At 37.0% G+C, this 25,471-nt stretch carries 25 protein-coding genes; 17 read left to right on the top strand and 8 right to left on the bottom strand.

The features are described 5' to 3' along the window. Positions 1-39: 39 nt before the first annotated feature. Genes FIT79_RS02955 through hslO form a run of 3 tightly spaced genes read left to right on the top strand, consistent with a single transcriptional unit; the run spans position 40 to position 2,126 of the window. Positions 40-354, top strand: coding sequence for a DUF3301 domain-containing protein (locus tag FIT79_RS02955; protein ID WP_139867513.1), 315 nt, complete (start codon positions 40-42; stop codon positions 352-354). Then, entirely contained in the window at positions 355-1,233 is an 879-nt protein-coding gene (gene gluQRS / locus FIT79_RS02950) for a tRNA glutamyl-Q(34) synthetase GluQRS (protein WP_139875561.1), read from the top strand. 5 nt (positions 1,234-1,238) lie between these two features. Continuing rightward, a complete protein-coding gene (gene hslO, locus FIT79_RS02945) occupies positions 1,239-2,126 on the top strand; it encodes an Hsp33 family molecular chaperone HslO (RefSeq protein ID WP_139875560.1) in 888 nt (295 codons plus the stop codon). Here the strand turns inward: hslO and FIT79_RS02940 are convergent. Together FIT79_RS02940 and FIT79_RS02935 are read right to left on the bottom strand one after the other, a co-directional pair. Continuing rightward, complete coding sequence (locus FIT79_RS02940) at positions 2,116-2,892, bottom strand: TrmH family RNA methyltransferase (protein ID WP_139875559.1); 777 nt, start codon at positions 2,890-2,892, stop codon at positions 2,116-2,118. The genes hslO and FIT79_RS02940 overlap by 11 nt on opposite strands. Before the next feature lies 1 nt (position 2,893). Then, positions 2,894-3,748, bottom strand: coding sequence for a TraB/GumN family protein (locus FIT79_RS02935; RefSeq protein WP_139875558.1), 855 nt, complete (start codon positions 3,746-3,748; stop codon positions 2,894-2,896). 35 nt (positions 3,749-3,783) lie between these two features. Between FIT79_RS02935 and aat the strand changes: the two genes are divergently transcribed. From aat to pyrF, 9 genes are all read left to right on the top strand, one after another. Then, the gene (gene aat / locus FIT79_RS02930; protein ID WP_139875557.1) at positions 3,784-4,470 is read left to right on the top strand and encodes a leucyl/phenylalanyl-tRNA--protein transferase; all 687 of its coding nucleotides are present in this window, start codon (positions 3,784-3,786) and stop codon (positions 4,468-4,470) included. Next, complete coding sequence (locus tag FIT79_RS02925; RefSeq protein WP_139867505.1) at positions 4,467-5,228, top strand: arginyltransferase; 762 nt, start codon at positions 4,467-4,469, stop codon at positions 5,226-5,228. The genes aat and FIT79_RS02925 overlap by 4 nt, the downstream gene beginning before the upstream one ends. Before the next feature lie 14 nt (positions 5,229-5,242). Further along, on the top strand, positions 5,243-6,097 hold the full coding sequence (locus FIT79_RS02920) for a prephenate dehydrogenase (RefSeq protein ID WP_139875556.1): 855 nt from the start codon (positions 5,243-5,245) through the stop codon (positions 6,095-6,097). 9 nt (positions 6,098-6,106) lie between these two features. Next, the gene (gene aroA, locus FIT79_RS02915; RefSeq protein ID WP_139875555.1) at positions 6,107-7,393 is read left to right on the top strand and encodes a 3-phosphoshikimate 1-carboxyvinyltransferase; all 1,287 of its coding nucleotides are present in this window, start codon (positions 6,107-6,109) and stop codon (positions 7,391-7,393) included. Next, positions 7,394-8,065 (top strand): (d)CMP kinase, encoded by a 672-nt coding sequence (cmk, locus tag FIT79_RS02910; RefSeq protein ID WP_139867499.1) that lies wholly within the window; start codon positions 7,394-7,396, stop codon positions 8,063-8,065. Between the two features lie 85 nt (positions 8,066-8,150). After that, on the top strand, positions 8,151-9,866 hold the full coding sequence (rpsA, locus tag FIT79_RS02905; protein ID WP_139867497.1) for a 30S ribosomal protein S1: 1,716 nt from the start codon (positions 8,151-8,153) through the stop codon (positions 9,864-9,866). A gap of 8 nt (positions 9,867-9,874) precedes the next feature. Then, positions 9,875-10,153 carry an integration host factor subunit beta gene (locus FIT79_RS02900; RefSeq protein WP_028817882.1) on the top strand — a complete coding sequence of 93 codons (279 nt, stop codon included), beginning with the start codon at positions 9,875-9,877 and terminating at the stop codon, positions 10,151-10,153. 87 nt (positions 10,154-10,240) lie between these two features. Next, positions 10,241-11,413 (top strand): lipopolysaccharide assembly protein LapB, encoded by a 1,173-nt coding sequence (gene lapB, locus FIT79_RS02895; protein WP_189644871.1) that lies wholly within the window; start codon positions 10,241-10,243, stop codon positions 11,411-11,413. After that, entirely contained in the window at positions 11,413-12,114 is a 702-nt protein-coding gene (gene pyrF / locus FIT79_RS02890) for an orotidine-5'-phosphate decarboxylase (protein ID WP_139875553.1), read from the top strand. The genes lapB and pyrF overlap by 1 nt, the downstream gene beginning before the upstream one ends. Here the strand turns inward: pyrF and metG are convergent, their stop codons facing one another. Continuing rightward, positions 12,115-14,148, bottom strand: a complete 2,034-nt coding sequence (metG, locus tag FIT79_RS02885) for a methionine--tRNA ligase (protein ID WP_139875552.1) — start codon at positions 14,146-14,148, stop codon at positions 12,115-12,117. A gap of 83 nt (positions 14,149-14,231) precedes the next feature. On the opposite strand from metG, the gene apbC reads away from it, so the two are divergent. Beyond that, positions 14,232-15,320: an iron-sulfur cluster carrier protein ApbC gene (apbC, locus tag FIT79_RS02880; protein ID WP_139875551.1), complete on the top strand. Its 1,089-nt coding sequence runs from the start codon at positions 14,232-14,234 to the stop codon at positions 15,318-15,320. On the opposite strand, the gene pgl is transcribed toward apbC, so the two are convergent. After that, positions 15,317-15,994, bottom strand: coding sequence for a 6-phosphogluconolactonase (gene pgl, locus FIT79_RS02875; RefSeq protein WP_139875550.1), 678 nt, complete (start codon positions 15,992-15,994; stop codon positions 15,317-15,319). The two genes, apbC and pgl, sit on opposite strands and share 4 nt — an antisense overlap. Positions 15,995-16,147: 153 nt before the next feature. Here pgl and gnd point away from each other — a divergent pair, with 153 nt between their 5' ends. The 4 genes from gnd to FIT79_RS02855 all read left to right on the top strand — a co-directional run bounded on the left by gnd (position 16,148) and on the right by FIT79_RS02855 (position 21,456). Beyond that, positions 16,148-17,056 carry a phosphogluconate dehydrogenase (NAD(+)-dependent, decarboxylating) gene (gnd, locus tag FIT79_RS02870; RefSeq protein ID WP_139867483.1) on the top strand — a complete coding sequence of 303 codons (909 nt, stop codon included), beginning with the start codon at positions 16,148-16,150 and terminating at the stop codon, positions 17,054-17,056. A gap of 24 nt (positions 17,057-17,080) precedes the next feature. Next, on the top strand, positions 17,081-18,556 hold the full coding sequence (gene zwf, locus FIT79_RS02865) for a glucose-6-phosphate dehydrogenase (protein ID WP_139871357.1): 1,476 nt from the start codon (positions 17,081-17,083) through the stop codon (positions 18,554-18,556). 83 nt (positions 18,557-18,639) lie between these two features. After that, positions 18,640-19,206, top strand: a complete 567-nt coding sequence (gene dcd / locus FIT79_RS02860; RefSeq protein ID WP_028817874.1) for a dCTP deaminase — start codon at positions 18,640-18,642, stop codon at positions 19,204-19,206. Positions 19,207-19,215: 9 nt separating this feature from the next. Next, entirely contained in the window at positions 19,216-21,456 is a 2,241-nt protein-coding gene (locus FIT79_RS02855; RefSeq protein WP_139867478.1) for an arginine/lysine/ornithine decarboxylase, read from the top strand. Here FIT79_RS02855 and FIT79_RS02850 read toward each other — a convergent pair. From FIT79_RS02850 to FIT79_RS02835, 4 genes are read right to left on the bottom strand one after another with little or no spacing between them, the layout of a single operon-like run. Beyond that, positions 21,449-21,937 carry a dihydrofolate reductase gene (locus FIT79_RS02850; RefSeq protein WP_139875549.1) on the bottom strand — a complete coding sequence of 163 codons (489 nt, stop codon included), beginning with the start codon at positions 21,935-21,937 and terminating at the stop codon, positions 21,449-21,451. The two genes, FIT79_RS02855 and FIT79_RS02850, sit on opposite strands and share 8 nt — an antisense overlap. Beyond that, positions 21,937-22,731, bottom strand: coding sequence for a thymidylate synthase (locus FIT79_RS02845; RefSeq protein ID WP_028817871.1), 795 nt, complete (start codon positions 22,729-22,731; stop codon positions 21,937-21,939). Before FIT79_RS02845 ends, FIT79_RS02850 begins: the two co-directional genes overlap by 1 nt. A gap of 4 nt (positions 22,732-22,735) precedes the next feature. Continuing rightward, positions 22,736-24,160, bottom strand: coding sequence for a threonine synthase (gene thrC, locus FIT79_RS02840; RefSeq protein WP_139875548.1), 1,425 nt, complete (start codon positions 24,158-24,160; stop codon positions 22,736-22,738). Between the two features lie 7 nt (positions 24,161-24,167). Continuing rightward, the gene (locus tag FIT79_RS02835) at positions 24,168-25,463 is read right to left on the bottom strand and encodes a homoserine dehydrogenase (protein ID WP_139875547.1); all 1,296 of its coding nucleotides are present in this window, start codon (positions 25,461-25,463) and stop codon (positions 24,168-24,170) included. Positions 25,464-25,471 lie beyond the last annotated feature (8 nt).

Genomic DNA, 25,471 nt, shown 5'->3' with positions numbered 1-25,471 from the left:
CGCGTTTAAGATATGAAGATCATTTTTTAAATTACATTTATGCTGGAATATACCCTTCTTGCTTTACTAATTGTGATCGTTTGGTTTTGGATTGATTCAATCTCAAAACGTGAACTTGCTATTCAGTTTGGGAAAAATTTATCTAAACAATTTGATCTACAATTTTTAGACGAGACGGTTGCATGCGAAAAAATTACTTTAAAACGAAATGAAGAAGGTCAGGTTGCCATATTAAGATGTTACGAATTCATGGTAAGTAGCTCCACAAATGATCGAATCAAATGTAATCTCTTCCTCTTGGGCAAGCACTTACATAACTGGCATATTCCACCCTACATCAATACAGCTTCTTAAATGTATATTGGCCGCTTCGCACCTTCTCCAACAGGCCCAATGCATTTTGGATCACTAATTACCGCAGTCGCAAGTTATCTTGATGCTAAACACCAACATGGTATTTGGAAGGTGCGCATAGAAGATCTCGACCAACCAAGAACTGTCAAAGGAAGTGACAAAACAATTTTGGATACGCTTCATCAGCATGGTTTCCATTGGGATGATGAAGTTATTTATCAAAGCCACCGACTAGATATATACCAGTCTTTCTTATCGAAATTAAATGAAAAAAAAATTACCTATTATTGCGAATGTAGTAGAAAAGAAATTGCCGACTCAGCCATAACTGGTATTGATGGAATGATTTACCCGGGGACTTGCAGAAATAAAATATTAGATTCAAATCATCACGCCTTAAGAGTGAAAGTAGAAGATTTATTCATAGAGTTTGAAGATAAAATTCAAGGCGGGATTAAACAGAATATATTAAAAGAATTTGGAGATTTTATTTTAAAAAGATCAGATGGCATTTATGCGTATCAACTTGCTGTAGTGATTGATGATGCATTGCAAAATATCAATACCATCATAAGAGGAAGCGACCTCATTGACTCTTCAACAAAACAAATATACTTACAAAAAATTTTATCGCTACCTAAAGTCGCCTATGGCCATGTCCCTGTGGCTACTTTAAATCAAAAAAAACTAAGTAAAGAAAACCAATCTATGCCTATTAACATTTCAAACGTAAAAGATAATTTAATTGCATGCCTTAAATTTCTTGGACAAGACTATGAAGTTATTAGAAAAGAAAATACACTTACAAACTTTTGGGCCACAGCTATTCAATTATGGGACATCTCACTTGTGCCCAAAATAAAAACTATTGAAATTTAAATTTTATGCATAACTCAGAAGACAAATTATATCGATTTATTTTTGAAGATACGGACATTCGAGGTAACTATGTGAAGTTAAGTCATACAATCGAAGAGGCCACACAACATCAAGCACTTCCAAAAAATCTTCATACTGCTCTCGGAGAACTTATGGTGTCAAGCGCCCTTCTTGCTTCAACTCTTAAGCTAGACGGCTCACTCACATTACAAATTCAAACCAATGGACCACTCAAATTATTAATTGCTGAATGCAATGGAAATTTAGGTATGCGGGGCACAGTAAAATGGAGCGGCCCTATAGAATCTCTATCGCCCATTGACCTTATAAAAGAAGGTCACTTCATTATTACTTTAGTACAAAAAAATGCAAAGACGCCTTATCAAGGCATCGTGCCTATGGAAGGAAACTCAATCAGCGAGCTCCTTGAAAATTATATGTTAAGGTCGGAACAGATCCAAACCAAACTCTGGATTCATTCTCAAAATGATATTTTCTATGGGCTTCTTATTCAAAAACTTCCATTTAATTCTTCAACACAGGAATTAAATCAGGATGAAATGAGAGGGGTTTGGGAAAGCGTTGTGAAATCTGCCAACCAATCTTTTAATTCACTTGGTCCAGAATTAGAGGCATCTGAAATTCTTCAGAATGTATTTTTAACAGAGACAATTCGCCTATACGATCCTAGCTATCTTAGTTTTTATTGCAGCTGCTCTAAAAAAAGTGTTGAAAATATGCTTCGCCTTATTGGGAAAAAAGAGTGTGAATCTATCATTGAAGAACAAGCGTCGATTACGATTCACTGCGATTTCTGCAATGAATGTTACAAATATTCAGAAGATGAAGTAGTTTTTGTATTTAACGAGTCAAATAATTCGGTTAAACATTAGAATTTTCTTGTCTATATTTTTCATATAAACAAACCGATACAGCAGCGGAAACATTTAAAGATTCAATACCTTTTTCCATAGGTATATGAATTGAATCGGAAGCTAAGCCTATTGTTTCTGACTGAAGCCCATTGCCCTCGTTACCAAAAATAAAAGCAACAGGTCCTTTTAAATTCTCTTTAAATACAGATTTCCCAGTTAATTCAGTTGCAAAAATTTTTCCCTTGAATGCTTTTGTGATATCAGAAAAAACTGCATTCTCAATACATGGCAAATAAAAATGTGCGCCTTGTCCGCCTCTTAATACCTTAGGCGACCAAATATCAGCGCAATGATCAGACAAGTAAACAAGATCTACACCTGAGGCACTTGCAGATCTTAATATGCTACCTAAGTTTCCTGGATCTTGAATATCTTCTAACAATAAAATACAGTTTTGATTTTCTGGGGTTTCTAAATGTGGGATATTAATAGATGCAAGAATGCCTGTAGGTGATATCACTGGTGCTATTTCAGAAAAGAGCCCCGCTGGAAATTCCAATACTTGTGTATCTTCATTAAGATATGGTGCAATTTTATCAATATCACTGCCCTGAATTAAAGCCACAGAGTCGGGTGAACCAAAGCGCTCAGCATAAGATTCGATAAGATGAATACCATCTAAGATAGTTTGCTGAACCTCATGCCGATAACGAGGTGACTCGTTAAGTTTTTTTAAATGCTTAAAATGCTGATTGCCACGAGATGAGATGAGCTGTCGTTTCATACTATTCAAATGCTTTTAAAGGTGTCAATTTAAACCCTGAATCTCTTAACTGACTTAACAAGCCATCCTTACCTGAAAGATGTGATGCTCCGACTGCAATAAATAATTGTTTGTCTTGTGCAAGCTCTTTAATTTTTATGGCCATCTTTTTATTTCTTTCATCCATAAGCTGAATTTTAATTTTAGCCCACAAAGCTTTAGGTAATAACTTACCTGTTAATTGTTCGTCAGTTTTACGTATTTGCTCAACATCGGCCGAGAGATATTCCTTCATGAGCAGATTGTAATCATTCAATCTTTCTTTCTCTGTTTTTTTTAAAACCGCTCTAAGCATCATTAGTTGTTCATCTAGCGAGAGGGAGTCCATCGAAGCAAAATGTTCTTTTGATGACTCAATTCCTAACACTTCTTTATCTAAATCCTCAGCCATTGCCATTAAAAGATAATCTTGATTAAATTCGGTATGGGGCTTGGGAGAGTCGAAGATAATAGCCAAGAGCCAAGGCTTCATTCTTATGACATTCTCGAAATACATAACATGAAAATCTGAAAGTTTTTTAATTTGATTAAGCTCTTCAGCATTTAAATGTGATACGAGAGAATAATTCTTCATAAAAAGATTTTGTGAATGGTCACCAGGGGTAATCTCAACCAAAAGAAGATCAGATGCATTGACGGATTTTTTAACGGCAGGCAAGAACTTAATAATTCTATTGTCATCTGTATGAATAGTGCCGAATAAATAATGCGTCAAACCATTCGGTGCTTTTAATTTCCAGAATAATCCTCGCTCACTAGCGTTAGCAAATGAGACTGTATTTAAGAGTAATATAACTAATATTAAAAAACGTTTCATACCTTGAAATTAAATTAAGCTTTCCTCACAAAAACATGGCTCAATGGATAAAAACTGAATTCGGTTCCATCGCTTTACTTAGTAATCATGACCCCTTTCCTAAGACTGATCAAGCGCTTATTGAACCTAATGGCCTTATCGCAATATCAAAAACACTAGAAGCTAAAAAAATTATTGAGGCTTATAAGCAAGGAATATTTCCTTGGTTCAATGAACACGAACCTATTTTATGGTGGTCACCCGATCCAAGATTAATATTGTTCCCTGAAGACCTTATAATTTCATCGTCACTATCCAAGAAAATTAGGAAAAATAATTATCGTTTTTTAATAGACAATGATTTTTCATCTATTATTAAACATTGCAGTGAGATTAAAAGAAAAGGCCAAGATGGCACATGGATTGACGATCGCATTATTAATGCATACACAGAATTACATCAATCAAAAATTGCTCATTCTTTTGAAATCTATGTTAATGAAAATCTCGTCGGCGGCCTTTATGGAATAGTTTTAGATGGCGTTTTCTTTGGTGAATCTATGTTTCATTATGAAAGAGACGCCTCTAAAATAGCTTTTGTTCTTGCCATTCAGCATCTAAAAAACATAGGCATTAAGATGGTAGACTGTCAGATGAAAACGAATCATCTTTTAAGTTTAGGTGCTAAAGAGATCTCTCGTGACCGATTTATTCAACTACTTAATACTTATATTAAAACATGAGCCTTCCTGACGAATTATCAAGTCATAAGATTCAATTCTACGTCACAACAAGTTATGCCTGTGGCTACATAGAAGGTCGAGCATCTCAATCATTAGTTGCTACGCCTCATCACCTTATTAGCCAAAAACACTTCGATGATCTTATAAAAAAAGGCTTTCGAAGGAGCGGTAAATTTACGTACAAACCTTATTGCGAACTTTGTAGTGCATGTATTCCTATTCGTATCAATGTTAAAGATTTTATGCGCTCAAAAAGCGCTAAAAGAATTATTAAAAATCATCAGCATCTTCAAACTTCTGTTCTTCCCCTTTCCTTTCACGAGGATCATTTCAAGCTTTATTTGGAATATCAAAAAAATAGACATGAAAAAATAAAAGCAACGGATGATGATGTTAATCAGTACAGTGAGTTTTTATTACAAAGCAATATTGATAGTCGATTAATTCAATTTCAAGATCAAGGGGATTTAAAAATTGTAAGTTTTGTCGATATAGTTGAAGACGGCATTTCTGCGGTGTATACATTTTTTGATACGTCTGATAAATCATTCAGCTATGGAACTTATTCCATACTATGGCTCATTAATTGGTGTGCTGAAAAAAAATTAGATTATGTTTATTTGGGCTACTGGATTCAAGAAAGCAAAAAGATGAATTACAAAACTCACTTTAAACCTTTTGAGCTATTCATCAATAACGAATGGCGATCATTTAATAGTGAACATGATACAATTCAATTGTTAAACAATATCAAATAAATCAACTATATACAGTGAATAAAATTCTTATTTTTGGTGTCGGTCTTATCGGAGGATCTATTGCACTCTCTGCAAAAAAATCAGGTCTCGCTTCAGATATTGTTGGCGTCGGCAGAAACCAAGATAATCTCAATGATGCCATTAAACTTAAACTTATTGATCGTACGAGCCAAGAATTAAATAAAGATATTGCAGAGGCTCATATCATTATTATTGCAACACCGGTGGCGCAATTCCCCTTGATACTTAAAACGATTCAACCTCATTTATCTTCACATACCATTATCACCGATGTTGGAAGTACCAAAACAAGTGTTATTGAGTCAGCAAAACAAATTTTAGGTAGTCAATACTCACAGTTTATTGGCGGTCACCCTATTGCCGGATCTGAAAAACATGGTGCAACGGCAGCTCATATTGATTTATTTAAAGATAAAAATGTGATTTTAACGCCAGATCAGGATACATCTCCTCGCGCAAAAGAGGTAATTGAAGCGCTATGGAAAAATACAGGCGCTATAGTTTCAAATATGTCTCATAGCGATCATGACAAAATATTTTCAACAATCAGCCATCTTCCACATCTTTTAGCTTTTTCACTCGTGGATATGATTACCCAAAGAGCAAATGCAAATGAACTTTTAAAATTTGCTGCAAGTGGATTTAAAGATTTTACAAGAATTGCAGCAAGCTCTCCTGAGATGTGGAAAGACATTACACTCGCAAATAAAAAATTTATCCTTGATGATATTAAGCACTTTGAAAATCAAATCAAATTGCTAAAAGAAGCTATTGAGCATGAAGATGAAAAAAAGATTTTGACGTTATTCGAAAATGCAAGCAAAACTCGAAGCGAATGGTCTCGATAATTTAAGCGCATGACAAATCAAAAGAAATTAAAAGCTGTTCAATCTGTTTCTGGTCAAGTTACTCTCCCTGGATCTAAAAGTATCACTAACCGTATTCTTCTTTTGTCTGCCATTGCAGATGGTGCAACAACTATCATAGGCCCACTTGTTTCTGATGACACGCTTCATATGATTGATGCATTAAAAAAACTTCAAGTTGATCTTACGCAAAAAGATAATGGTGACATTCTCATTCATGGTACTCGAGGTAATTTTAAAAATAAATCAGCTGAAATTTTTTTAGGTAATGCGGGTACTGCATTTAGGCCTTTAACTGCAGCATTATCTTTTTCCAAGGGCCAATACACGCTAAGCGGTTTGCCTAGAATGCATGAACGCCCTATTAAAGATCTTGTTGACGCGCTCTTGCAATTAAATGCAGATATAACCTATCTCGGTCAAGAAGGTTATCCTCCTTTAAAGATATCTCCATCTGAAATTATGATTAACGGTCCTATAAAAATTAGGGGGGATATTTCAAGTCAATTTTTAACATCTCTTCTAATGGCAATGCCACTTACAAAAAAAGAAGTGGTTATTGAAATCGAGGGTGATTTAATTTCAAAACCTTACATTGATATTACGCTTAATCTAATGGCGCGATTTGGTATACATGTTAAAAAAATAGACTGGAAACATTTTGTTATTCCCGGTTCAAGTTCCTACGTGAGCCCAGGTGAAATATTTGTTGAAGGTGACGCTTCATCGGCCTCTTATTTCTTAGCAGCAGGGGCGCTTGCCGGTGATATCGAAGTTAAAGGTATTGGTAGAAATAGCATTCAAGGTGATGTGAAATTCGCTGAGGCTTTAGTACTTATGGGCGCTGACATAAATATCCTTGAAGCATCTATTCAGGTTACAAAAGTCGCTGCTCTTCAAGCAATAAATCTTGATTGTAATCATATTCCAGATGCTGCGATGACGCTTGCGGTATTAGCCCTATTTGCAAAAGGCACGACTAAGCTTCTTAATATTGGAAGCTGGCGCGTTAAAGAAACTGATCGCATTAAAGCCATGGCAACTGAACTTAGAAAATTAGGTGCGGCTATTACTGAAGGTAATGATTTTATAGAAATCACACCTCCTCTTAAGATTAAAGAGCATGTTGAGATTGATACTTATGACGATCATCGAATGGCTATGTGTTTTTCTCTAGTTAGTCTAAGAAATATACCAATCACAATTAACGACCCGGCGTGTGTCAACAAAACATTTCCAACTTACTTTGAGGTCTTAGAAAGTATAGTAAAGACATAAATGACATCTCACATTCCTATTATCGCGATTGACGGCCCTTCAGCTTCTGGAAAAGGAACAGTTGCTAAACTTGTTGCGGAAAAACTAAATTTTCACTATCTAGATTCAGGGTCAATCTATCGAACGATCGCTTATGCAGGTCGCTTACAAAATATACCCCTCAATAATGAGGCTTTACTTCTTAAAGTTCTCGAGAAAGCTAACTTAAGCTTTAAAAATGATCATATTTTACTCAATGGTAAAGATGTATCTGAGGCTATACGTAGCGAGGAATCGGGTCGAGGAGCCTCTGAAGTTGCGGTTCACAGAGCTCTCAGAGAAGCGATTCTTGGGTTTCAAAGGAGCTTTGAAAAAAGCCCTGGATTGGTTGCTGAGGGAAGAGATATGACTTCAGTAGTTTTCCCGCATGCTGGCATCAAAATATTCTTAACTGCAAGCGCCCAAATCAGAGCTGAAAGAAGATATAAACAGTTGATCTCAAAAGGAAACCCTGCTAATATGGCCTCGGTTTTAAGTGAAATTATTTTAAGAGATGAGCGGGATTTACAAAGAGAAATCTCTCCCCTCTTGAAAACAAAAGACGCTATAGAAATAGATACAGACACATTAAGCATATCTGATGCCGTTGATAACATCACCCATCTCTTCAGTTTAAAGTCTCAAACGTCTTAAACAATATTAGGTGTAATAGATTTCAAAGATCTATTGCTAACTTTAACATCCCTATCGCTAGGTAGGACTTTATAGGTAACAATTAATGGCAACGACAGCAAAAAATACAGAATCAAATTCCACAGAAAGTTTCGCAGCTCTATTTGAAGAAAGCATAGCGCTTCAAGAAATGCGCTCGGGCGAAGTAATTACAGCAGAAGTTATATCTATTGATAATGACTTTGTGATTGTAAACGCAGGTCTTAAATCAGAAAGTGTTATCAAAGCAGAAGAATTCCTTAATGACCAAGGCGAACTTGACGTTAAAGTGGGTGACTTTGTTAAAGTTGCAATTGAAAAATTAGAAGATGGCTTTGGTTCAACGATCCTTTCAAGAGATAAAGCTAAGAAAATGCAAGCATGGCTTGATCTTGAAGATGCAATGAACGAAGGTACAGTAGTTAAAGGCTTTGTAAGTAGCCGTGTCAAAGGTGGGTTGAGAGTTTCTGTAAACGGAATCACAGCATTCCTTCCAGGCTCGCTTGTTGATGTAAGGCCAGTTAAAGATACGTCACCATTTGAAAACAAAGAATGGGATCTTAAAGTTATTAAAATTGATAAGAAAAGAAACAACGTGGTTGTTTCAAGAAAAGCAGTGATGGAACAATCTTCAGGTGCGGACAGAGATGCTGTTATTGGCACACTTACTGAAGGTGCGACTGTAAAAGGCATCATTAAGAATATTACTGATTACGGTGCGTTCGTTGACTTAGGCGGTATTGATGGCTTACTTCATATTACTGACTTAGCATGGAGACGCGTAAAACATCCATCTGAAATTTTAAATATTGGTGATGAAGTTGAAGCTAAGGTACTTAAATTTGATCAAGAAAAAAATCGTGTTTCATTAGGTTTAAAACAACTCGATGATGATCCTTGGAAAGGCTTATCTAGAAGATATCCAGTAAGTACACGTCTATTCGGTAAAGTTTCTAACTTAACTGACTACGGTGCATTCGTTGAAATTGAAGCAGGTATTGAAGGTCTAGTGCACGTTTCAGAAATGGACTGGACTAATAAAAATATTCACCCAGGAAAAATTGCACAACTCGGCGACGAAGTTGAAGTGATGATTCTTGAAATTGATGAAGACAGAAGAAGACTTTCATTGGGTATGAAGCAATGTAAATCAAACCCATGGGCAGAGTTCTCTGAAACACACAAAAAAGGTGACAAAGTTAGCGGCCCAATTAAATCAATCACTGACTTCGGTATCTTTATTGGCCTTGATGGTGGCATAGATGGTCTTATCCACTTATCTGATATCTCATGGGATAAAACAGGTGAAGAGGCTATTAGAAACTTTAAAAAAGGTGACGAACTCGAAGCGCTCATCGTGGCGATCGATGTTGAGAAAGAAAGAATTTCTCTTGGTCTTAAACAATTGTCAGGCGATAACTTTACAGGCTTCACAAAAGCTAATGACAAAGGTAGTTTTGTTAAAGGCACAGTTAAGTCTGCAGATGCAACAGGCATCTTAGTAACTTTAGCTGACCAGGTTGAAGGTACAGTTGATATTAGCGAAGTAAGTGAAGATAAAGTTGACGACGCTTCGGCTATTGTTAAAGTTGGCGACGAAATTGAAGTTAAAATTCTTAATGTCGACGCAAAAGAAAAAACAATTCAGCTTTCATTCAAAGCTAAAAATGCAACTAAACCTAAAGCGGCTAAGAAAAAAGTAGAGGCTGAAGAAAGTTCTGATAATGCCGGCACAACTAATCTTGGCGCCTTATTAAAAGCAAAATTAGATAGTAAAAAATAATTAAGATTATGACCAAGTCTAAATTAATCAACTTACTTGCTAGCCGGTTCTCTCAGTTAGTCTATAAAGACGCTGAGTTATCCGTCAAAACAATTCTTGATGCTATGGGCGAAACGCTCTCTAAAGGTAAAAGAATCGAAATTAGAGGATTCGGCAGTTTCAGTTTAAATTACCGACCACCTCGTTTAGGTAGAAACCCTAAAACAGGTTCAAAAGTGGAAGTACCGGAAAAATATGTTCCACATTTTAAAGCTGGTAAAGAACTTAGAGATCGCGTTGATAAATAAGACTAAACACCATTTAAAAGCATATCTCCTTACCGGGGTATGCTTTTTTTTTGATCTATCAATTAATAGATATACAATAAATCAATTATGATTCAATTCGAATATTGGTGGCTCCTTGTTATCCCCTTCTTCTTTGCGCTGGGGTGGATAGCCGCTCGCATAGATATTAAACAGCTCATGAAAGAATCTACGAGCCTTCCTGCGACCTACTTTAAAGGTCTTAACTACCTCATTACTAACCAATATGAAAAAGCAGTTAATGCTTTTATGGATGCGGTTCGAATTAACAATGAATCTCTTGAGTTGCACTTTGCTTTAGGGAGCATCTTAAGACGAATAGGCCATATAGATCGCGCTATTAATATGCACCTAGATTTATTAGAAAATCGAGACCTTAATCCAGCACAAGAAGAGTCTGTAAAAGCAGAGCTCGCGCAAGATTATCTTAAAGCTGGCTTATTTGATCGCGCTGAAGAATTGTTCCTAAAATTAGAATCTGGCAAATATAAACAATATGCATCTAATGCACTGTTGGAAATTTATGTAAAAGAACGCGAATGGCAAAATGCAATTAAGATGGCAACGAAATTAGAAAAAGAATCAGGCGTCTCATTTAGATTACAAATTAGCCATTACCATTGCGAGATTGCGCTTAATGCGATTCTAGATAAAGACAAGAAGTCAGCCTCTAAATCACTGAATGATGCGCTTAACGCTCATAAAAAATGTGTTCGTGCAAATATCTTACTCGGTGACTTAGATGCAGAAGATGGCGAACACAATAAAGCGATCAATTATTGGAAAAAAATTGAGTTTCAAGACCCAGAGTCTCTAGGTCTTGTAGCATCTAAAATACTTAATTCGTTTGAAAAACTCAAAAAACCTGAAGAAGGTTTATCGCTTTTAAATCTTTATTTTGAAAATTACAAATTAAGATCATTGCTAAATGTGATCTATGAAGCGACATTAAAATTAGAAGGCTTTGAAATAGCGGAAGAGCTTGCACGAAAAGAGCTTATAAGAAAACCAAGCCTTCAAGCCTTAGATCAATTATTTCAAGCACGCGCTATGAATAGCAAACATAAGGAACAAGATATTCAACTTATTCAACAAACTGTTCGAAATGCTATTGGTAATAGACGATTATTTACATGCAGCGGTTGTGGATTTAAAGCTAAACAGCACCATTGGCAATGTCCTGCATGTAATGCTTGGGAAGCGCTTCCATCAGAACCAACAGAGATGAATGAAATTAGTTGATGGCAGCAGCTCATAAAGTTACTGTAGCACTTGATTATGCAAATCTCGCAGATGCAAAATCATTAGTTTCGAAACTAAATCCAGAATATTGCAATCTTAAAGTCGGTAAAGAATTATTTACTGCAACCGGCCCTGCCTTCATTGAATATCTGCATAGTAAAAATTTCAAAGTATTCCTTGACCTTAAATTTCATGACATTCCTACCACAGTTAAAAAAGCATGTGAGGCTGCAAGTCAGTTAGGGGTATGGATGATCAACGTTCATGCTTCAGGTGGAAGTAAGATGCTGGAGGCTGCTTTAGAAGGTGTAAGTAAAGCTAAGCAATCCCCTCTTCTCATTGCGGTAACCGTATTAACAAGTATGGAGCAAAAAACTTTAGAAGAAATTGGTGTATCTAGAAATTTAGAAGATCAGGTATTGCGCCTTGCGAAGTTAGCTGAAAAAAGTGGACTTAATGGCATTGTGTGCTCAGCAAAAGATTTAGCATTTCTAAAAAATCACTTTAACTCATTATTTTTATTTGTAACACCAGGTATAAGAATGACGGGTGATGTTGCGGATGACCAGATAAGAACTATGACACCTTCTGATGCTATAAAGGCTGGGTCTAGTCACTTAGTGATCGGAAGACCTATTACTCAATCAGATGATCCATTAAAAACTTTAGAAAAGATTTACTTCGAAATTAACCAAAGTTAATTATTTAATACGCATCCCAGGTTTAGCGCCTTGATCTGGATATAAAACAAACGGCCCTTCTGATTCATTACTTGCGGCTAACACCATACCTTCGGATAAACCAAATTTCATTTGTCTAGGCTTTAAATTAGCAACCATCACAGTTAATTTTCCAACAAGCTGATCAGGATTATACTTAGACTTGATACCTGCAAAAACTTGTCTTGGTCGACCATCATTAAGATCGAGAGTTAGCTTAAGAAGACTGTCTGCGCCTTCTACGAAAGAGGCTTCTTTAATAAGCGCGACCCTTAAATCAATCTTCATAAAATCATCAATCGAAATAGTTGACTGATCAGCTTCTGCCTTTTTCGGGGGTTCAGTTTGTTTGTCTAGCGATTCTTTGTTTGATTCAATCATCATGTCGATATCTTTCTTTTCAACTCTAGTTAATATGTGTTGGTACTCATTGACAGTAATATCTTTCTTATCAATATCTTTAAACGACGCAAATTCTTTTTCATTAAAGAATATTGCGATATCTTTCGTGAGCTTTGGAAGTATTGGCGTGAGGTAAATAGAAAGTCTTCTAAAGGCTTCAAGACTTCGACTGCATATAATATGTAACTCTGAGCCAGGTTTATGCTGCGCATCATCTTTTGCGAGCGTCCAAGGCGCTTTTGTATTCACGTACTCATTTGTAATATCTGCTACACGCATTATTTCTCGAACCGCACGACCATACTCTCTGGACTCGAAGCAATTTTTAACTTCATTTTCTATATCTTTGCATTTTTGCGTAATAGAAATATGCTCTTGATCAGTTTTTGAATCATCAAGGAAAAGTTTGCCTTCAAAATACTTATGAATAAATCCTGATGTTCGACTTGCGATATTAATAAACTTACCTACAAGGTCACTATTTACCCGAGATAGGAAGTCATCCAAATTAAGATCAATGTCTTCCATTGTGCTATTTAACTTAGCTGCATAATAATATCTAAGGTAATCTGGATTTTTAATATGATCTAAATAACTTCGGGCAGTTATAAAAGTGCCACGCGATTTAGACATCTTCTCCGCATTCACTGTGAGAAAACCGTGCGCAAAAATCTTAGTAGGTTTTCTGTAGCCTGAAAATTCTAAGGTTGCAGGCCAAAATAGCGCATGAAAATAAAGAATATCTTTTCCAATAAAATGATAGAGCTCAGCTTTTGAATCCGCATTCCAGAACTCGTCAAAATTTATTTTCTTATCTTCACAAAGTTTTTTAAAGCTAGCCATGTAACCAATGGGGGCATCAAGCCATACATAAAAATATTTACCTGGTGCATCTGGAATTTCAAACCCAAAATAAGGTGCATCTCTCGAGATATCCCAATCCGCTAGACCCGATTTAAACCACTCTTTCATTTTATTGGCCGCTTCTTGTTGAAGCGTTCCAGAAGATGTCCAGTCGGCTAAAAATGATTCACACTCTGATAGTTTGAAGAAGTAATGCTCCGTTTCTTTTCTGACAGGCACAGCACCTGAGACAGAGGATGTAGGATTAATCAATTCTGTAGGTGCATATGTAGCACCGCAAACTTCACATGAATCACCATATTGATCTTTGGCGTGACACTTTGGACATTCGCCTTTAATAAAGCGATCAGGCAAAAACATTTCTTTCGCTGGATCGTAAAATTGCTCTATCGTTTTCGTATAAATCTTATTGTTCTGTTTAAGTTTTTTATAAACAATATGAGATAGCTCAAGATTTTCAGGGGAGTTTGTAGAATAAAAATTATCGAAATTTACAAAGAAATCAGAAAAATCTTTTGAATGCTCGACATGGACTTTTTTTATAAGTGCTTCCGGCGTAATGCCTTCTTTTTCAGCCCTGAGCATAATAGGAGTTCCATGGGTATCATCCGCGCATACATAGTATGCTTCATGGCCTTGCATCTTTTGAAATCTCACCCAAATATCAGTTTGGATATACTCTACTAAATGGCCCAAATGAATGCTTCCATTCGCGTAAGGCAGAGCTGATGTAATTAAGATCTTTCGCATGAATTGAGAAACTTTATGGATTTGACTAAGTCCCTATTCTATCAAATGACGCCTTAACTAAGATAGGTTAAAATTACTGCCTCATGGCTTACTCAGAAGAACAAATAAAAGATCTATTAAAGGATGTTGTTGATCCAAATACAAACGACAGCTTCATTAATGATAAATCTATTAAGAGCATTTCCATTAAGGATAATGATCTTGATATCAAAGTCGTGCTTGGCTACCCTGCCAAAAGTCAACTGAATGAGGTCAAGGATTTAATTACCACTCAAATTCAAAAAACACTGCCCGAAATTAATTTAAACATTGAGGTTGATTTCAAGATTACCTCCCATGCAGCACAAAAAGGTATCGCACTTATTCCTGGCGTTAAAAATATTATTGCTGTCGCCTCAGGCAAGGGTGGTGTTGGAAAATCTACAACCGCTGTCAATCTCGCTCTCGCCTTATCGGCTGAAGGTGCGCGCGTTGGTATTTTAGATGCTGATATTTATGGCCCAAGCCAGCCACAAATGTTAGGGATATATACGAAACCAGAAAGTAAAGATGGGAAGTCTATGGAGCCCGTTATGGCTCACAACATTCAAGCTATGTCGATTGGGTTTCTTGTAGATACAGAAACACCTATGGTCTGGCGCGGCCCTATGGTGACAAGCACGCTTGAGCAGCTCTTAAAAGAAACAAGGTGGGATAATCTTGATTACCTTGTCGTCGATTTGCCGCCAGGTACCGGTGATATTCAGCTTACCTTATCTCAAAAAGTACCTGTAACTGGAGCTATTATCGTCACAACACCTCAAGATATTGCACTTCTTGATGCTAGACGAGGATTAAAAATGTTTGAAAAAGTAAATATTCCAATTATTGGTATTGTAGAAAATATGGCCATGCATACTTGTTCAAAATGTGGCAATGAGGAGCATATCTTTGGATCGGGTGGCGCTGAAAAAATGTGTAGAGATTATGGCGTCTCTCTTTTAGGTAGCTTACCTTTAGATATTAAGATTAGGGAACAATCTGATAACGGTAACCCAACGGTAGTAGCGGAACCTGAAAGTAGTGCTGCAAAAACCTACAAGAAAATTGCTCGTTTAACAGCAATTAAGGTATCTAAACTTGCTCAAGATTACAGCAATAAGTTCCCAAATATTGTGATTCAAAAAACCTAACTTACGTTAAAGCAAAATACATCTACGCCATTATCGCAAGTGACTGTGCTTGCAGGTATGGCATCCCCCGCCTTCCATTGATTTATCGCCGTTTGTTTTTCTATTCCACTTACTAAGAAGAGTACAGATTTAGATCGGCTTAAGCGCGAGGGCGACATCGATATTCTTAATGGAGGCGGTTTAGGCGCATCAAAGACCGCTAAAGCATCTAAATTGTTATCCCAGCTATGCCCAGGAAATAAGCTTGCTGTATGGGCATCTTCGCCAAGGCCTAAAAGAACCAAATCAAAATCACCTAGCTTGCTTAATGTTTGGTTATATAAATGAGCACCTTCAACCGGTCCTAGTTCAGCGGGGATAACGTGAATATTTTGTTCAGGGATGTCGACATGATTAAGCCACGCTTCAAATGCCATAGTGCTATTTCGCTCTTGGTGACCTGACTCTAAACAGCGCTCGTCGCCAAAATAGATCTGCCATTTACGCCAGTCTGTAGTGATGTTTTTAAGCAGGGTATAGACGTTTTTAGGCGTTGACCCTCCTGCCAATACTAGATGAAATTGACCTCTTGCTTCAATTGATGACTCAGAGAGTGATTCAACCCTCGCCATAGCCGCTCGATCAAGGGAAGCCTGGCTCTCAAATGACTGCCATTTAATATTTTTCAAACTCATGAAAATCTTTCAAAATAATGAAGATTTTATATCGAAATCAATTCCTTGAAGGGGCTTGCGTTTGATATAATTTAACTTGTATCGCACTTTAAACTAATTTGCTTTAATCCAAAAGATTAAGTAATGACAAATCTTCCATAAAAAGGTAAAAAAATGAAATTAGCAATGATTGGTCTCGGAAAAATGGGTGGCAATATGGCTACTCGCCTCGTTCAAAAAGGTATTTCAGTTGTAGGCTTTGACCGAAGTGCAGAAGTTGTAAAAACGCTAGAAGAAAAAGCAAAGATTATTGGTGCAACCTCAGTTGCTGATGCTTTAACAAAATTAGATGGTCAAAAAATCGTATGGCTTATGGTGCCAGCAGGTAACCCTACCGAAGAACAAATCAATGAACTCATCCCCATGCTCAATAAAGGCGATATCATTATTGATGGTGGCAATTCAAATTACAAAGATTCTCAGCGTATCGGTAAATCCCTTGAAGAAAAAGGTATTGGCTTTATGGATTGTGGAACATCAGGTGGTGTTTGGGGTTTAGCAAACGGTTACTGCTTAATGGTGGGCGCAAAACAAGAAGTTGCAGCAACAATGAAACCTATTCTCCAAGCACTAGCACACGAAGATCGTGGCTGGGCTCATGTAGGCCCTGTAGGTTCAGGTCACTTTACTAAAATGATTCACAATGGTATCGAATACGGCATGATGGAATCGTTCGCTGAAGGCCTTGAGCTCCTTAAAGGAAAAAGTGAATTTAAACTTGATTTAGCGCAAATTACAGAATTATGGAAACATGGTTCAGTTGTAAGAAGTTGGTTGCTAGATTTAACTGCAGATGCACTCAAGGAAGATCAAACACTTGATGAAGTTGCTCCTTATGTAGCTGACTCAGGCGAAGGCAGATGGACTGTTGTTGAATCTATTGAGCAAGGTATTCCAACGCCTGTGCTTACACTTGCATTGCAAGTAAGATTCAGAAGCCAAGAAAAGCAAGGTTATGGTTATAGATTGCTATCAGTTATGCGTAATGCATTTGGTGGTCATGCAGTAAAAAAATCTAAATAACTTTTATACAATCTCAAATTATCTATGACAAAAATTGATGACTGCACCCTAGTCCTCTTCGGTGCAAGCGGAAACCTTTCTAGAATAAAACTTATTCCAGGTCTTTTTAGGCTTGACTCTCTCGGCAGACTCCCTGAAAAAATGAAAATTCTTTCTGTCGGTAGATCTGATGTTAAAGAATCAGCATGGCGAGATGACATCAAGTCGATGCTTGATATTAAATTTAAAAAAAATTACGACGCAAAAGTATTTGACCGTTTCATTGCTAGAAATTTTTATCACGCAAATCCTCCTGATGATGAAAATGCTTTTAAACGTCTTAGCGAAAGACTTTCTGATGCGTCGACTTTCCCACAAAATTTAGCTTTCTTTTTATCTGTTAGACCGTCTGACTTTGCATCTATTGTGGATTTACTTGCAAGCGTTGGCTTAACAGATGAAACCAAAGCCTGGCGTCGTGTTGTCATTGAAAAACCATTTGGTACCAACTTAGAAACAGCACAAGCTCTCCAAAAATCAATCACTAAACATTTAAAAGAAACACAAATTTATCGTATCGATCATTATCTTGGTAAATCTGCATTACAAAATATTCTGCTCACCCGTTTTGCAAATCATATATTTGATCCTCTTTGGACGCATGAGCATATTGATCACATCCAAATTACTAATAACGAAACGCTAGGTGTCGGCGAAAGAACGCAATTTTACGATGCAACAGGTGCCCTAAGAGATATGATTCAAAGTCATCTGATGCAAATGCTTGCATTAACTACGATGGAAATGCCCGAAACATTAAGCCCTGAAAATATTCGCGCTGAAAAAATTAAGGTGCTCGAATCGATTACACCTATTCCGCTTAGTGAGCTTAAAAAACATACCTTTAAAGCGCAGTATGGACGTGGAAAAATCAACGGTGAGGAAGTAAAAGGTTACCTAGAAGAATTAGGAAATCCAGCAAGTGTGGTTGAAACTTATGCGGCACTCAAGTTCTACATCAACACGCCGCGATGGAAGGGTGTGCCTATTTATGTCAGAACAGCAAAACGTCTTCATGCATCCGATACTGCTATCGCTATTAAATTTAAAAAAGCACCCCTTTCGCTTCCTGTTCAAGCAGACAACTGGCTCGTCATTAGTATTCAACCTAAAGAATTTACCCGCTTTGAAATCCAAACGAAAATTCCAGGACTCGATACTAAGGTAAGGACTGTAGCGATGGATGCTCCCAATAGAATTACAGGGGATGAGAGTGTAGATGCTTACGAGTCACTTCTCCTTAACCTCATGCAAGGCGATCAATCGCTATACCTTCATATTAACGAAGTAGAGGCGTCTTGGAGACTCCTTGATCCAGTCATTAAAGCCTGGAATGAAGATAAGAGCCCAGTCTTTACCTACCCTGCTGGAAGTGCAGATCCTGCTGAATCCAAAATCATTTTTGATAAGCCTGAACAATTTTGGCGTCAGAGTATTGAAATCGGTGAAAATAAGCTCTAAAGTAATGAAAATTTAAATCATTGGAAATCCCGTAGCGTCAAGATTGTGCAAACGGGATTTTTCTTTTTTGAGACAAGAAAATTATGACGATAAAATCAGATAAATGGATAAGAAAAATGGCTGAAGAACATGGCATGATTGAGCCATTTGAGCCTAAGCTTATTCGCGAAAAAGATAATCAAAAAATTGTATCTTATGGCGCATCGAGTTATGGATACGACATCCGTTGTGCTAATGAATTTAAAGTTTTCACTAACATCAATAGCACTATTGTGGATCCAAAAAATTTCGATCCTAATTCATTTGTTGAATTTAACGGGGATTATTGCATCATTCCTCCAAACTCATTCGCACTTGCAAGAACAGTTGAATATTTCAGAATACCCAGAAGCGTTCTCACTATATGTTTAGGTAAATCAACATATGCTAGATGCGGCATTATTGTGAATGTCACCCCCTTCGAACCAGAATGGGAAGGTTATGTCACTTTAGAATTTAGTAATACAACACCCCTTCCTGCAAAAATTTATGCAGGCGAAGGTTGCGCTCAAGTGCTATTCTTTGAGTCCGATGAAGTATGTGAAACATCCTACAAGGATCGCGGTGGAAAGTACCAAGGCCAAGTAGGTGTAACATTACCTAAAATATAAAGGGTTCATATGAAATTTAACTTCCCCGTCGTCATTATTGATGAAGACTTTAAATCCGAAAATTCGTCTGGTCTTGGTATTAGAGTTTTAGCAAAAGCGATCGAGGAAGAAAATTTTGAGGTGCTAGGAGTTACAAGCTATGGTGACTTAACTTCATTTGCACAACAGCAAAGCCGAGCATCTGCATTTATACTATCTATTGATGATGAAGAATTTGTCGAAGAAAATCAAACTGCGCTACAACAATTAAAAAGCTTCGTTGATGAAATCAGATATCGTAACGAAGAAATTCCAATATTTCTTCACGGCGAAACTAGAACGAGCCGTCACATTCCTAATGAAATTTTAAGAGAGTTAAATGGCTTTATTCATATGCACGAAGATACGCCAGAATTCGTGGCGCGTTATATTGTCCGAGAAGCAAGAACCTACTTAGACAGCTTACCCCCACCATTTTTTAAAGCGCTGACGCATTATGCAGGCGACGGTTCCTACTCTTGGCATTGCCCTGGGCACTCTGGCGGCGTCGCTTTTCTAAAGTCGCCCGTCGGTCAAATGTTTCATCAATTCTTCGGTGAAAATATGCTTCGTGCGGACGTATGCAACGCAGTTGATGAGTTAGGTCAGTTACTCGACCATACAGGACCGGTAGGCGCTTCAGAAAGAAATGCAGCGCGCATCTATAACTGTGATCATCTCTACTTTGTGACAAACGGCACATCGACATCGAACAAGATGGTTTGGCATTCAACAGTTGCACCAGGTGATATTGTGATTGTTGATCGTAATTGCCATAAATCAGTACTGCATTCTATTATTATGACAGGCGCTATTCCAATCTTCTTAATGCCAACTAGAAATCACTTTGGCATTATTGGACCTATTCCTAAAAAGGAATTCGAATGGAAAAATATTCAAGATAAAATTCAAAAGAATCCATTCATCACCAACAAAAAAGATAAGCCTCGTGTATTAACAATTACACAATCAACTTATGATGGCATTCTTTATAACGTTGAAGAAATTAAAGAAATGTTAGATGGAAAAATTGACACACTACATTTTGATGAAGCTTGGTTGCCTCATGCAACGTTCCATGATTTTTATGGTGACTATCATGCGATTGGTGCTGACCGTCCCCGCTGTAAAGACAGCTTAGTCTTTTCAACACAATCTACACATAAACTTTTAGCAGGGTTAAGTCAGGCATCACAAATTCTCGTTCAAGATGCAGAAAAAAATAAACTCGATCGAGAAGTCTTTAATGAATCATTCCTTATGCACAGCTCTACCAGTCCACAATATTCAATTATTGCGAGTTGCGATGTTGCAGCGGCAATGATGGAGGAGCCTGGAGGTAAGGCTCTTGTAGAAGAATCACTCATGGAAGCGTTGGACTTTAGACGCGCGATGCGAAAAGTAGATATTGAATGGGGATCTGACTGGTGGTTTAAAGTTTGGGGTCCTAACGACCTATCAGATGAAGGTCTCGAAGATAGAGATGCTTGGATGTTAAATGCTAATGACCATTGGCATGGCTTTGGAGATCTTGCAGATGGCTTCAATATGCTCGACCCTATTAAAGCAACCATTATCACCCCAGGACTTAATGTAGATGGCGAGTTTTCTGAAGAGTTTGGTATACCCGCATCTATCGTTACGAAGTATTTGGCAGAACATGGCGTAATTGTAGAAAAAACTGGCCTCTACTCATTCTTTATTATGTTTACTATCGGTATTACTAAGGGTCGTTGGAATACCCTTGTGGCTGCCCTTCAGCAATTCAAAGACGATTACGACAAAAATCAACCTTTATGGAAAGTGTTGCCTGAGTTTATTCAGAAACAGCCAAGTTATGAGCGCATAGGCCTTAGAGATCTATGTACGCAAATTCATGAAATTTACAAAAAACATAATATCGCAAGACTTACAACAGAAATGTATCTCTCAGATATGGTGCCCGCAATGAAACCTACAGAAGCTTTTGCAAAAATGGCCCATAAAGAAATTGAGCGTGTCGCGATTGATGATCTAGAAGGCAGAATTACTGCAGTGCTTCTCACCCCATACCCACCTGGCATTCCGCTTTTGATTCCTGGCGAGCGCTTTAATAATATTATTGTAAATTATTTAAAGTTTGCGCGAGATTTTAATGAAAAATTTCCTGGATTCGAAACCGACAACCATGGATTAGTTAAACAAAAGATTGATGGCAAAGCACACTACTTTGTAGACTGCGTTTCTATCTAGTATTTTTTTGGTAACTTACAAAAGAGAACTCAAGACCATCAGCTGTCGCATGGTCTTCTCTGGAAATTTCACTCCATTTTGATTTATCAATCTCAGGGAAAAAGGCATCTCCTGAAAAACTTTTCTTAATCTCAGTAATATACAAATAATCCACTTGGTTTAGTGCTTGCTTGTATATATCTGCTCCGCCAATAACAAATACTTCTTTATCATTCTTTGAGATAGAAAAAGCGTCTTCAATACTATGAACAACTTCGGCACCCTCATAAGAAGTTTCAGTATTTCGACTAATTACTATATTTCGTCTGTGAGGAAGAGGACGACCAATGGACTGGTATGTTTTTCGGCCCATGATAATGGTATGACCTGTTGTTAAAGATTTAAAATACTTTAGATCTTCAGTTAAATGCCATGGCAAGGTATTGTTGGCACCAATGACATGGTTAGAGCTCATCGCAACAATAATAGATAACTTCGACACTAGACTGCTACAGGCGCTTTAATTGCAGGATCAGGATCATAATTTTCTAAAACAAAATCTTCGAATTTAAAATCAAATATGCTTTTAACCTCAGGATTAATTTTCATACGAGGTAAAGTTTTAGGTGTTCTTGATAATTGTTCATTCACTTGGTCCATATGATTAGAATAAATATGCGCATCACCTAATGTGTGGACAAAATCACCAAGCTCTAATGAGCATACTTGAGCTACCATCATTGTAAGAAGTGCGTAAGACGCTATATTGAAAGGTACGCCCAAGAATATATCTGCACTTCTCTGATAAAGCTGACAGGATAACTTGCCATTCGAAACATAAAATTGGAAAAATGCATGGCAAGGAGGCAATTTCATTTTAGAAATTTCCGAAACGTTCCAAGCAGATACAATTAATCTTCTTGAGTCTGGATTCTTTTTAATCGATTCAATAAGATCGGTTATTTGATCAATATGCTTCCCATCTGAGGAAGGCCAGCTTCTCCATTGGTAGCCGTAAACAGGGCCTAGATTACCATTTTCATCAGCCCATTCATCCCAAATACTGACGCCATGATCTTTTAAATACTTGATATTTGTGCTGCCACTTAAAAACCATAAAAGCTCATGAATAATCGACTTTAGATGGACTTTTTTAGTGGTAAGAAGAGGAAAGCCTTGTGATAAGTCATAACGCATTTGATAGCCAAACACAGAAATAGTCCCTGTGCCTGTTCGATCATGTTTGACGTCGCCATGATTTTTAACGTGATTAAGTAAATCTAAATATTGCTTCATGACCTTAAACGTTTTGCCTTATAAATGTTTTAACAAGATCTACTTGATTATCAAAAACTTTAAATTTTTGTGGGAGATCTTCTAAATGCTTTAATGATTCCGGTCTTTCAGGTTTTTGACCTATGGCTTCTACAATAGAATCTTCAAATTTAGTAGGCAACGCTGTCTCAAGCACAATCATTGGGATATTGTCGTCTGTATGTTCATAAGCTGCTTTAAAGCCATCTGCCGTATGTGTGTCGATAATAATTTTATATTGGTTAAAGATTTCTTTAATATAGTGAATACGTTCTTTATGAGTACTTGAGGAAGATGTAAAACCAAAAGCTTGAATTTTTTCGAAGATACCTTCTTGGTTTAGATCAAAATTACCGCCTTGATCAATTGACTTCCATAACGCATTTAATTTTTTACTATCACGTCCCAGTAAATCGAAAATAAAACGTTCAAAATTAGACGCTTTGGATATATCCATCGAAGGGCTTGATGTGTGGAAAGTATTCTTTGAATCCCGAGGCTTATATACACCTGTCTTAAAAAATTCATCTAAAACATTATTTTCATTTGTAGCAACCACAAGCCTCTTAATAGGTAGACCCATCATGCGAGCAATATGGCCTGCACAGATATTACCAAAGTTACCTGTGGGCACTGTAAAGCTAACTTCTTCATTATTTTTGGCAACCGCGAGGTAACCTTTAAAGTAATAAACGATCTGCGCTAAAATTCTGCCCCAATTAATTGAATTCACAGCTCCAATTTTAAAATCTCTTTTGAAATCTAAGTCATTAGATACAGCTTTTACAATATCCTGACAGTCATCAAAAACACCTTTGACGCTTAAATTAAAAATATTAGGGTCTTGAATACTAAACATCTGGGCAGACTGAAAACGACTCATCTTTTGATAAGGTGACAACATAAAGACATTGATACCTTTTTTACCTCGCATTGCATACTCCGCAGCTGAGCCTGTATCTCCGGAAGTTGCTCCTAAAATATTAATTTCAGCGTTATTTTTTGTAAGTACATACTCAAAAAGATTGCCGAGTAATTGCATTGCAATATCTTTAAATGCGAGCGTTGGTCCATTCGAAAGTGAAAGAATATAAAGATTATCTTTAACTTTTAAAATTGGCGTAATGTCTTCAGCTTTTTGTTCTGACCTTGAAAACGCATATACTTCTTTTGTATATGTTTTATTGATAATCGTCTTTAAATCATCTTTCGGGATATCATCTGCAAATTTAGAAATAATATGAAAGGCAAGCTCAGGATAGGTCATGCTTTGCATGCTATTTAAATCTTGCGATGAAAATTTTGGATACGTCTCTGGAAGGTACAAGCCACCGTCTGGAGCAAGACCTCCTAATAAAATCTCTGAAAAGGAAAGTGGTTCTGACTGACCGCGCGTTGAAATATATTTCATAAAACCTTTATTTACTAAGCTCTTCTAATCTAATTTTAATAACTTTACCAATGTTGGCTGACAAGGATTCAATAGCGAGAATTACAGTATTGATATCTTTTTCAACAGCTAAGTGACTGAGTATGACGATATCTGCCTCAGATTCATGTTCTTTAGATTCCTTTTGAAGCATTGCATCAATTGAAATTTTCTTATCGCCGAATAATTTTGTAATTTCAGCTAGCACACCTGGTTTATCTGAAACTCTAATTCTTAAATAATAACCGCTGATTGCATCTTCAATTTTATAGATAGGAATCGAATTAATCTTATTATCTTCAAATCCATGAGGTGGCACATGAGATGATCTAGAAATATCAATAAGATCAGCTACTACGGCACTTGCTGTTGGAAGCGCACCAGCGCCAGCGCCATAATAAAGTGTTGGTCCAACCATATTGCCTTTAACCACGATGGCATTCATTGCGCCATTTACATTGGCAATCAAACGTTTTTCTGGGATTAATGTTGGGTGCACTCTTAATTCAATGCCTTTATCTCTGCTTTTAGCAATGCCTAATAATTTAATGCGATAGCCTAATTCTTCTGCGTACTGAATATCTTTTTGCTCAAGCGCTTTAATACCTTCCACATAAACATCTTTAAAATTCATAGGAATACCGAAAGACAAACCAGCAAGAATTGTTAACTTATGGGCAGCATCAATACCTTCAATATCAAATGTAGGGTCTGCTTCCGCATAACCTAAAGATTGAGCTTCAGATAAAGCTTTAGCAAAAGTAACGCCCTTTTCTTGCATCTCAGTCAAAATAAAATTTGTAGTGCCATTAATAATGCCCGCCACCCATTCGATTTTATTTCCAGCTAAACCTTCTCTGATTGATTTTAATATAGGTATGCCGCCAGCAACTGAAGCTTCAAAAGCTAAAGTGACATTATTTTTTTTGGCTAATGCAAAGAGTTCATTTCCAAAATTTGCTAGCAATGCCTTATTGGCTGTTACGACATGTTTTTTGTTTTCAATAGCTTTTACAACCAAATCTTTTGCGATGGTTGTGCCACCAATAAGCTCAACAATGACATCAATTTCTTTATCAGCGACTAATTTAAATGGATCGTCAGTCACTTCAATGGTGCTTCCTGCAATTTCTTTTGCGCGCACAATGTTCTTATCTGCAACAGCAACAATTTTCATATCAGTCGCAGTCTTACGCTGTATTTCGTTAATGTTTGATTTTAGAAGTTCAAATACACCACCACCGACTGTGCCAATACCCAATAAACCTATATTCATTCTTTTCATCGGCTATG

The sequence above is a fragment of the Candidatus Methylopumilus universalis genome, assembly GCF_006365315.1.
Taxonomy (GTDB): Bacteria; Pseudomonadota; Gammaproteobacteria; order Burkholderiales; family Methylophilaceae; genus Methylopumilus; species Methylopumilus universalis.
Note: the sequence above shows the minus strand (reverse complement) of the source record. Positions and strands in the feature narration are given on the sequence as shown.

Excerpts from the sequence above, each read along its gene's own strand:
- FIT79_RS02955 (WP_139867513.1), top strand. The coding sequence starts at position 40 with ATGCTGGAATATACCCTTCTTGCTTTACTAATTGTGATCGTTTGGTTT.
- gluQRS (WP_139875561.1), top strand. The coding sequence starts at position 355 with ATGTATATTGGCCGCTTCGCACCTTCTCCAACAGGCCCAATGCATTTT.
- hslO (WP_139875560.1), top strand. The coding sequence starts at position 1,239 with ATGCATAACTCAGAAGACAAATTATATCGATTTATTTTTGAAGATACG.
- FIT79_RS02940 (WP_139875559.1), bottom strand. The coding sequence starts at position 2,892 with ATGAAACGACAGCTCATCTCATCTCGTGGCAATCAGCATTTTAAGCAT.
- FIT79_RS02935 (WP_139875558.1), bottom strand. The coding sequence starts at position 3,748 with ATGAAACGTTTTTTAATATTAGTTATATTACTCTTAAATACAGTCTCA.
- aat (WP_139875557.1), top strand. The coding sequence starts at position 3,784 with ATGGCTCAATGGATAAAAACTGAATTCGGTTCCATCGCTTTACTTAGT.
- FIT79_RS02925 (WP_139867505.1), top strand. The coding sequence starts at position 4,467 with ATGAGCCTTCCTGACGAATTATCAAGTCATAAGATTCAATTCTACGTC.
- aroA (WP_139875555.1), top strand. The coding sequence starts at position 6,107 with ATGACAAATCAAAAGAAATTAAAAGCTGTTCAATCTGTTTCTGGTCAA.
- cmk (WP_139867499.1), top strand. The coding sequence starts at position 7,394 with ATGACATCTCACATTCCTATTATCGCGATTGACGGCCCTTCAGCTTCT.
- rpsA (WP_139867497.1), top strand. The coding sequence starts at position 8,151 with ATGGCAACGACAGCAAAAAATACAGAATCAAATTCCACAGAAAGTTTC.
- FIT79_RS02900 (WP_028817882.1), top strand. The coding sequence starts at position 9,875 with ATGACCAAGTCTAAATTAATCAACTTACTTGCTAGCCGGTTCTCTCAG.
- lapB (WP_189644871.1), top strand. The coding sequence starts at position 10,241 with ATGATTCAATTCGAATATTGGTGGCTCCTTGTTATCCCCTTCTTCTTT.
- pyrF (WP_139875553.1), top strand. The coding sequence starts at position 11,413 with ATGGCAGCAGCTCATAAAGTTACTGTAGCACTTGATTATGCAAATCTC.
- metG (WP_139875552.1), bottom strand. The coding sequence starts at position 14,148 with ATGCGAAAGATCTTAATTACATCAGCTCTGCCTTACGCGAATGGAAGC.
- apbC (WP_139875551.1), top strand. The coding sequence starts at position 14,232 with ATGGCTTACTCAGAAGAACAAATAAAAGATCTATTAAAGGATGTTGTT.
- pgl (WP_139875550.1), bottom strand. The coding sequence starts at position 15,994 with ATGAGTTTGAAAAATATTAAATGGCAGTCATTTGAGAGCCAGGCTTCC.
- gnd (WP_139867483.1), top strand. The coding sequence starts at position 16,148 with ATGAAATTAGCAATGATTGGTCTCGGAAAAATGGGTGGCAATATGGCT.
- zwf (WP_139871357.1), top strand. The coding sequence starts at position 17,081 with ATGACAAAAATTGATGACTGCACCCTAGTCCTCTTCGGTGCAAGCGGA.
- dcd (WP_028817874.1), top strand. The coding sequence starts at position 18,640 with ATGACGATAAAATCAGATAAATGGATAAGAAAAATGGCTGAAGAACAT.
- FIT79_RS02855 (WP_139867478.1), top strand. The coding sequence starts at position 19,216 with ATGAAATTTAACTTCCCCGTCGTCATTATTGATGAAGACTTTAAATCC.
- FIT79_RS02845 (WP_028817871.1), bottom strand. The coding sequence starts at position 22,731 with ATGAAGCAATATTTAGATTTACTTAATCACGTTAAAAATCATGGCGAC.
- thrC (WP_139875548.1), bottom strand. The coding sequence starts at position 24,160 with ATGAAATATATTTCAACGCGCGGTCAGTCAGAACCACTTTCCTTTTCA.
- FIT79_RS02835 (WP_139875547.1), bottom strand. The coding sequence starts at position 25,463 with ATGAAAAGAATGAATATAGGTTTATTGGGTATTGGCACAGTCGGTGGT.